This window comes from Winogradskyella psychrotolerans RS-3, assembly GCF_000427335.1.
Classification (GTDB): Bacteria; Bacteroidota; Bacteroidia; order Flavobacteriales; family Flavobacteriaceae; genus Winogradskyella; species Winogradskyella psychrotolerans.
On sequence record NZ_ATMR01000030.1, the window covers coordinates 23,828 to 30,815 of the forward strand.

Below are 6,988 nucleotides of genomic sequence, written 5' to 3' on the forward strand. Positions count from 1 at the left end.
TTTATCATTATGCCATTTCCTTTTTCAAAAATTTAGCGGTATAACTTTTCTTGTCTTTTATAATTTCTTCTGGCGTGCCTTTTGCAACCACATTACCACCGCCTTTTCCGCCTTCGTAACCTATATCTATAATGTAGTCTACGGTTTTTATAACATCGAGATTATGCTCAATGATTAAAACCGTATTACCTTTATCGGCTAACTTATTAAGGACTTTCATAAGGACTCTGATATCTTCAAAGTGTAAACCTGTGGTAGGTTCATCTAAGATGTAAAAGGTATTTCCGGTATCGCGTTTGCTTAATTCTGTAGCTAGTTTTATACGCTGCGCTTCTCCTCCAGATAGTGTTGTAGATTGTTGGCCTAGCGTAATATATCCTAATCCAACATCTTTAATCGTTTTGAGTTTTCTGTGAATCTTAGGAATGTTTTCAAAGAAATCAACAGCTTCTTCAATCGTCATATTTAGAACGTCACTAATCGATTTTCCTTTATAGCGAATCTCTAATGTTTCTCGATTAAAACGTTTGCCTTGGCAGGTTTCACATTCTACATAAACATCTGGTAAGAAATTCATTTCAATAACACGCAAACCACCACCTTGGCAAGTTTCGCAACGCCCACCTTTGACATTAAAACTGAAACGTCCTGGTTTATAACCGCGAATCATGGCTTCGGGAATCTTAGCAAACAGACTCCTAACTTCATCAAAAGTCTTCGTGTAAGTTGCCGGATTACTTCTTGGTGTTCTTCCGATTGGTGATTGGTTAATGTCAATCACTTTATCTAAATGTTCTAAACCTTTTATGCTTTTATAAGGCATCGGTTTTTTTACACCATTAAAATAATAGGCATTAAGAATTGGGTATAAGGTTTCGTTGATTAATGTCGATTTTCCGCTTCCGGAAACTCCCGTCACACCAATCATTTTTCCTAATGGTAACTCAATATCAACGTTCTTTAAGTTATTACCAGTACACCCTTTTAAAATCAGTTTTTTACCATTACCTTTTCGTCTGGTTTTTGGGATTTCAATTTCCTTTTCACCATTGAGATAAGCTGCGGTTAGTGTGTTTTGTTTAGCAATTCCTTTGGTGTGCCTTGGCTAATAATTTCGCCACCATGTTTACCTGCAAAAGGACCAATATCAATAACGTGGTCAGCACGTTCTATCATATCTTTATCGTGTTCTACCACAATGACAGAGTTTCCGACGTCTCTTAAAGCGATTAAGGAATTGATTAGTTTCTCGTTATCGCGTTGATGTAAACCAATACTTGGCTCATCTAAGATATAAAGTACACCAACCAATTGCGAGCCAATTTGTGTCGCTAATCTAATACGTTGTGCTTCACCTCCAGAAAGTGATTTTGAACTTCGGTTTAAGCTTAGGTAGGTGAGCCCTACATCAAGTAAAAACTGAACTCGACTTCTGATTTCTTTTATGATTTCGGCAGAAATTTGTTGTTGCTTACTAGTTAAACGGTCCATTAAACCATCTAGCCAAACGCCTAATTCAACCACATCCATATTCACCAAGTTGGCTATACTCTTTCCGTCAACTTTAAAATATAGTGATTCTTTGCGTAAACGTGAGCCTTCGCAAACAGGACATTCTACTTTGTCCATATACTCTTTAGCCCAACGCGTTAAAGATGTAGAATCTGAATTGTACTGACTTTCAATAAAATTAGCAACGCCTTCAAAATCAATTTTATAATCGCGTGCAACACCTAAAAGCTTGCTTTCTACTGTAAATTTATCTTTCCCTCCGTAGAGAATAATTTGTTTTGCGTCTTCAGGAATGTCTTTCCAAGCATCGTTTAAAGAAAAATCAAAACGTTGTGCTATGGTTTCAAACTGTTTAAATATCCAACTTTTCTTCTGTGGCCCATGTGGTGCTAATGCCCCATTTTTTATGGATAAAGATTCATCTGGCACTAGTTTCTTAGGGTTTACCACATACAATTCACCAATACCATTACAATTAGAGCAAGCTCCCTTTGGTGAGTTAAAGGAAAAGTTATTCGGCTCTGGGTTTGGATAAGAAATGCCAGAAGAAGGACACATTAAGTTACGACTAAAAAAACGAGGTTCGTTAGTGTCTTGGTCAATCACCATTAATACATCTTCACCATGATACATGGCTGTATTGATGCTTTCCATTAAGCGTTTTTCATCGTTTTCAGTGTTATCAATCTTTAGGCGATCAATAACAATTTCGATATCGTGGGTTTTATAACGATCTAGTTTCATGCCCTTTTCAATATCTACAATATCTCCATCGGTTCTAACTTTAACGAAACCTTGCTTAGCAATTTGCTCAAACAATTCGCGATAATGACCTTTACGAGAGCGCACCACAGGTGATAAGATGTTAATGCGTTTCCCTTTGTACGATTCTAAGATGAGGTCTTTAATTTGCTCATCATTATAGCTTACCATTTGCTCTCCTGTTTCGTAGCTATAAGCATCTGCTGCTCTGGCATATAACAAGCGCAAAAAGTCATAGATTTCGGTAATTGTACCAACCGTAGAGCGTGGTGATTTACTTGTTGTTTTTTGCTCTATGGCAATAACAGGAGAAAGCCCATCGATTTTATCGACATCTGGACGTTCTAAATTACCTAAAAACTGACGAGCATACGCCGAAAATGTTTCAATATAGCGACGTTGCCCTTCCGCATAAATAGTATCGAAAGCCAAGGATGATTTTCCACTTCCAGATAAACCCGTAATTACGACTAGTTTTTCCCGTGGAATAGTGACATCAATATTTTTAAGGTTGTGAACACGTGCTCCTTTGACTTCAATGTAATCGTTGAATTGGCTCATATTTGGATTTGTCCTCTTGTTGTTTTTAGCAAAGTTGCAAAGGTACAAATTATAGTTGTTAAAAAGTAGCCTAGTTATATCTGCAATAGCAGTCTAAAATAATGATATGAGCTCAAATTTATTTAATTACAGCTCCATAATTATCTAAACGCGACTTAACTTTACGATTCATAATATGAAACGCTATGGAAAAATTATTAAGAATTATAGGTGCCGCTTGGGGAGCTAAGAAAATAGGTGGAGGTAAATGCGGTTGTATAGGTACTATTGTCGTGTTTTTTATACTCTATTGGCTGCTTGGGTATGTGTTTGAGGTATTTTAGAAATTGCATTATTTTTTAATTGATAACCTGCTTTTTTAATAGGTTTTATAATGGCTTTTTCTATCTTTATTCTTAATTAATTTGAAATATATAATCGCCATGAAAATAATAGGTATTGGTAAAAATTACGTCAACGACATATCAGAAATTAGCGCTATAAAAACTGGTGCACAAACTATATTTACGAAACCAGACTCTAGTTTAGTTACCGATAATAAAGATATTGAATTTCCGAAGATTACAAATCAATTAGCTTACGAAGTAGAGCTGGTCGTTAAAATAGGAAAACGCGGTAAGGATATTGTGCTCAATGATGCTGTGTCTTACATTTCAGAATTGGCAATTGGTATTGATTATACAGCCAAAGATGTGTTAGCTGCTAGTAGAGAAAATAAAGGGCCTTGGGCTTTGGCAAAAGGGTTTGATGGTGCATCTCCGATTTCGGCATTTAAACCGGTTTCAGAATTTTCAGATTTAAATGCTATAAATTTCGATCTAAAAATTAACGGAGAGCAAAAACAAGTGGGCATAACGGGTTTAATGATTTATAGTTTTTCTGAAATCATTACATATATATCGTCATTCATGACATTAGAAGTAGGTGACCTTATTTTTACAGGTACGCCTGCCAGTGGCACGGGCTTGGTTGTTAAAGGTGATCATTTACAGGCTTCAATTGAAGGGGAATTGCTTTTGGATTTTAAAATGGTTTAAATCTTAAACAAATTACTTTTCTATAACCTAAAGATTGATGATTTGCTTAGTCATTTCGATCTATTTTGTTGTAAGCACGGATGACCAAAACAGCCCAAACGACCACGCATACAGATACAAATATCGAAAAAGAGAAGATTATTTCATTTGCCTCCATTGAATATTTGTTTTAGAAAGATTGCGAATGCGAGAATTGTTGGTACCCAGAGTCCAATAAAAATGGCATGACGCTGATCTCCTCTTAAGAATAAATACATGGCTACTATAATAATTAAAACACATAGTGCTATCATAAAGAGGTTTAATGAGCCTATTTTTTTCATAAAGTTTAGTACGGATTAATTAATTGATCTAAATTTAATAAAAAAAAACACATTCAATTCTCTTTAATGTCTCATTAAAGCGTTTTTTATGAAAAGCTAGTTGAATATGTCGAAAGATAAGAAACCAGATCAGGTTGTATATGATGAGGTTACCAACCGTTATGATGCATATCTAAAACCGTATGCCACTAATGTTGGTGCGCCTGCCATTCAAATTACGGATAATTCGTCTTGGAAAACCAGAAACATCAATAAGGCTAATAAACAAATTAAAGCCAAATATTTGGAGCTAAAAGCCGAGTACGAAAAAATGATGGCAGAATTAGAATATAACACACTAGTTTATAATTCGCGTTATACGTTTGAGCCCATCGTTGGTGAAATTTACCATTTGTATCGCGATAAAAAGGAAGAATCATTCTTGTCTATTATTGCTCCTTCAGATTGTAATTTTGATCATATTGGTAGTTTTCTTTTAAATAGTGAACTCATTTGGAAGAAGGTTAATGATGAAGACTTAGGAAGCATTAAGCTGCATACATAATTAAGAGAACTAAATGAAATGTATGAGATCGAATTTTAGGGTGTTTATGATTTCTTATTTTTTAAACTATATACTCAAAATTCCAAATATTACTTAGGCTTCAACGGCTAAAGGTAAATACATTTTATTAAGACGACAGCTTTGGTTACACCGATTTTAAGCAGGCATAATAATTATATAAAGTTAAGAGCTAAACATAAGTTTGTATCTTCATTTTTAGTACATTTATGTATAATTAAAAGTGAAATCTTAAAAACTCATACTTATGGCAAAATCACAAGATTCAAAGAAAAATGTAAAAAAAGAGGCCGCTAAATCGCCTAAAGAAAAGAAAGCAGATAAGATTGCTAAAAAATCAAGTCGTAAATAATAGCTTTTGTAAAGTTGAAAAAACCACCTCATTTTAAGGTGGTTTTTTGCTTCAAAACCTTACCTTTAGGAATACAAAATCAATCAATTAAATTTATGGATATTAAACTTGCTGTACTTATAGATGGAGACAATATACCATCAGCCTACGTAAAAGAAATGATGGAAGAAATTGCCAAATACGGCAATCCAACTATAAAACGTATTTATGGTGATTGGACCAAGCCACATTTATCCAAATGGAAAAATATGCTTTTAGAAAATGCTATAACACCCATACAACAATATGGTTATACCACAGGGAAAAATGCCACAGATTCTGCTATGATCATTGATGCCATGGATATTTTGTATTCCGAGAAAGTAGATGGTTTTTGTTTGGTTTCTAGTGATAGTGATTTTACACGATTAGCAACACGCTTGCGCGAAGCAGGAATGGCCGTTTACGGCATTGGTGAAAAGAAAACGCCGAGTCCATTTATCGTCGCTTGTGATAAATTTATTTATATAGAGATTCTTAAAAATATAAAAGAAGAGAGCCCTTTAGAAGATAAAACGAAGTCTACAACCTCAAAAAATAATTATGACACTATTACGGCAAAGGAAATAAAACAAATTGCAGCAACTATAGACGATGTTGCAGATGATGATGGTTGGGCATTTTTAGGAGATGTTGGAAGCTTACTGCAAAAGAAGCAGCCCAATTTTGATTCTAGAAATTATGGCTTTCAGAAATTAACTCCTTTGATAAACGCTATTTCTGATTTTGAAGTTGAACGACGTGAAGATTCGAGAGGACGTTCTAAGTTAATTTACGTTCGACTGAAAGAAGAGCAGTCAAAACGAAAAATAAAAGATAGGCTAAAATGAAAACCGCTTTATGGTAATTTTTAAACGAGATTACATTAAATAAATTTTAGGTGATGCTACTGTTAAAATGATAGTAACCTAAATGTTTTCTGTTTTATTATTCTAAATTGCCTTTTAATCATTTAATATTATAATATATGAAAAAAATTACTTTAGCAATTGCCATGTTAGCATTAGGAGCGCAGGCTCAAACTTTTCCGAGTCCATACTGCGAAATTGCAGAACCAGTGAATCCTTTTGGAGTTGAAGAAATCTCAACGGTGAGCTTTGCAGGTATTAGTATTACAAATACAGAATCCTCCTCTATTTTAATTGATAGAACAGCTACAATTGTAAACTTGGCACCAGATGAAACGTATTCAATTGTTATAACAGGAAATACTTATGGAGCTTATGATTCCAATATTGTAGCTTTTATAGATTGGAACCAAAATGACATTTTAGATGACGCAGGTGAAGTATACGAACTTGGATTACTTTCCGATACTAATGGTACCGATGGTGTATCTGTAACTTTAGATATTACCGTACCTACCGATGCGGTTTTAGGTGAAACACGTATAAGAATCACAAAAACATATACTGATCAAGGAACTGATATTAATCCACCCTCAACAGCTATTGTAGATCCTTGTGGAATTGTATTTAATGCATTTGGTGTAGAAAGACAGGAAAGCTTCGGACAGGCCTTAGATTTTACATTGAATTTGGCAACATTAAGTGTAGACGAATTTGAACTTAACGCATTAGCTGTATATCCTAATCCTGCACAAGATGTTTTAAATATTGATTATAAGTCAGAATTAACAGGTGTGAAAATATACAATCTTTTAGGACAAGAAGTATTAAATAGGACTGCAGCAACGTCTCAAATGAAGTTAGATATTTCGGGACTTACCTCTGGTGTTTATATCGTAAAATTATCTGCAGAAGAAGGTGAGCATAGTTTTAGAGTTGTAAAAGAGTAATAATTTTAAACTTTATTTTAAAACAAAAAACTTAGTCTAATT

General features: G+C 34.3%; 6 protein-coding genes and 1 pseudogene. 5 read left to right on the forward strand and 2 right to left on the reverse strand.

The features are described from left to right. Positions 1-7: 7 nt before the first annotated feature. Positions 8-2,835, reverse strand: a pseudogene (gene uvrA, locus ADIWIN_RS02180) (excinuclease ABC subunit UvrA). 185 nt (positions 2,836-3,020) lie between these two features. Between uvrA and ADIWIN_RS20740 the strand changes: the two are divergent. Both ADIWIN_RS20740 and ADIWIN_RS02190 read left to right on the forward strand, forming a co-directional pair. Beyond that, on the forward strand, positions 3,021-3,158 hold the full coding sequence (locus tag ADIWIN_RS20740; protein WP_020896924.1) for a hypothetical protein: 138 nt from the start codon (positions 3,021-3,023) through the stop codon (positions 3,156-3,158). 99 nt (positions 3,159-3,257) lie between these two features. Next, positions 3,258-3,872 carry a fumarylacetoacetate hydrolase family protein gene (locus ADIWIN_RS02190; protein WP_020896925.1) on the forward strand — a complete coding sequence of 205 codons (615 nt, stop codon included), beginning with the start codon at positions 3,258-3,260 and terminating at the stop codon, positions 3,870-3,872. A gap of 143 nt (positions 3,873-4,015) precedes the next feature. Here ADIWIN_RS02190 and ADIWIN_RS02195 read toward each other — a convergent pair whose 3' ends face one another. Continuing rightward, positions 4,016-4,195 carry a hypothetical protein gene (locus ADIWIN_RS02195; protein ID WP_040756330.1) on the reverse strand — a complete coding sequence of 60 codons (180 nt, stop codon included), beginning with the start codon at positions 4,193-4,195 and terminating at the stop codon, positions 4,016-4,018. A gap of 106 nt (positions 4,196-4,301) precedes the next feature. On the opposite strand from ADIWIN_RS02195, the gene ADIWIN_RS02200 reads away from it, so the two are divergent. The 3 genes from ADIWIN_RS02200 to ADIWIN_RS02210 all read left to right on the forward strand — a co-directional run bounded on the left by ADIWIN_RS02200 (position 4,302) and on the right by ADIWIN_RS02210 (position 6,946). Further along, positions 4,302-4,739 (forward strand): DUF2452 domain-containing protein, encoded by a 438-nt coding sequence (locus ADIWIN_RS02200; protein WP_020896927.1) that lies wholly within the window; start codon positions 4,302-4,304, stop codon positions 4,737-4,739. 465 nt (positions 4,740-5,204) lie between these two features. After that, the gene (locus ADIWIN_RS02205; RefSeq protein ID WP_020896929.1) at positions 5,205-5,978 is read left to right on the forward strand and encodes an NYN domain-containing protein; all 774 of its coding nucleotides are present in this window, start codon (positions 5,205-5,207) and stop codon (positions 5,976-5,978) included. A gap of 137 nt (positions 5,979-6,115) precedes the next feature. Beyond that, entirely contained in the window at positions 6,116-6,946 is an 831-nt protein-coding gene (locus ADIWIN_RS02210; RefSeq protein WP_020896930.1) for a T9SS type A sorting domain-containing protein, read from the forward strand. Positions 6,947-6,988 lie beyond the last annotated feature (42 nt).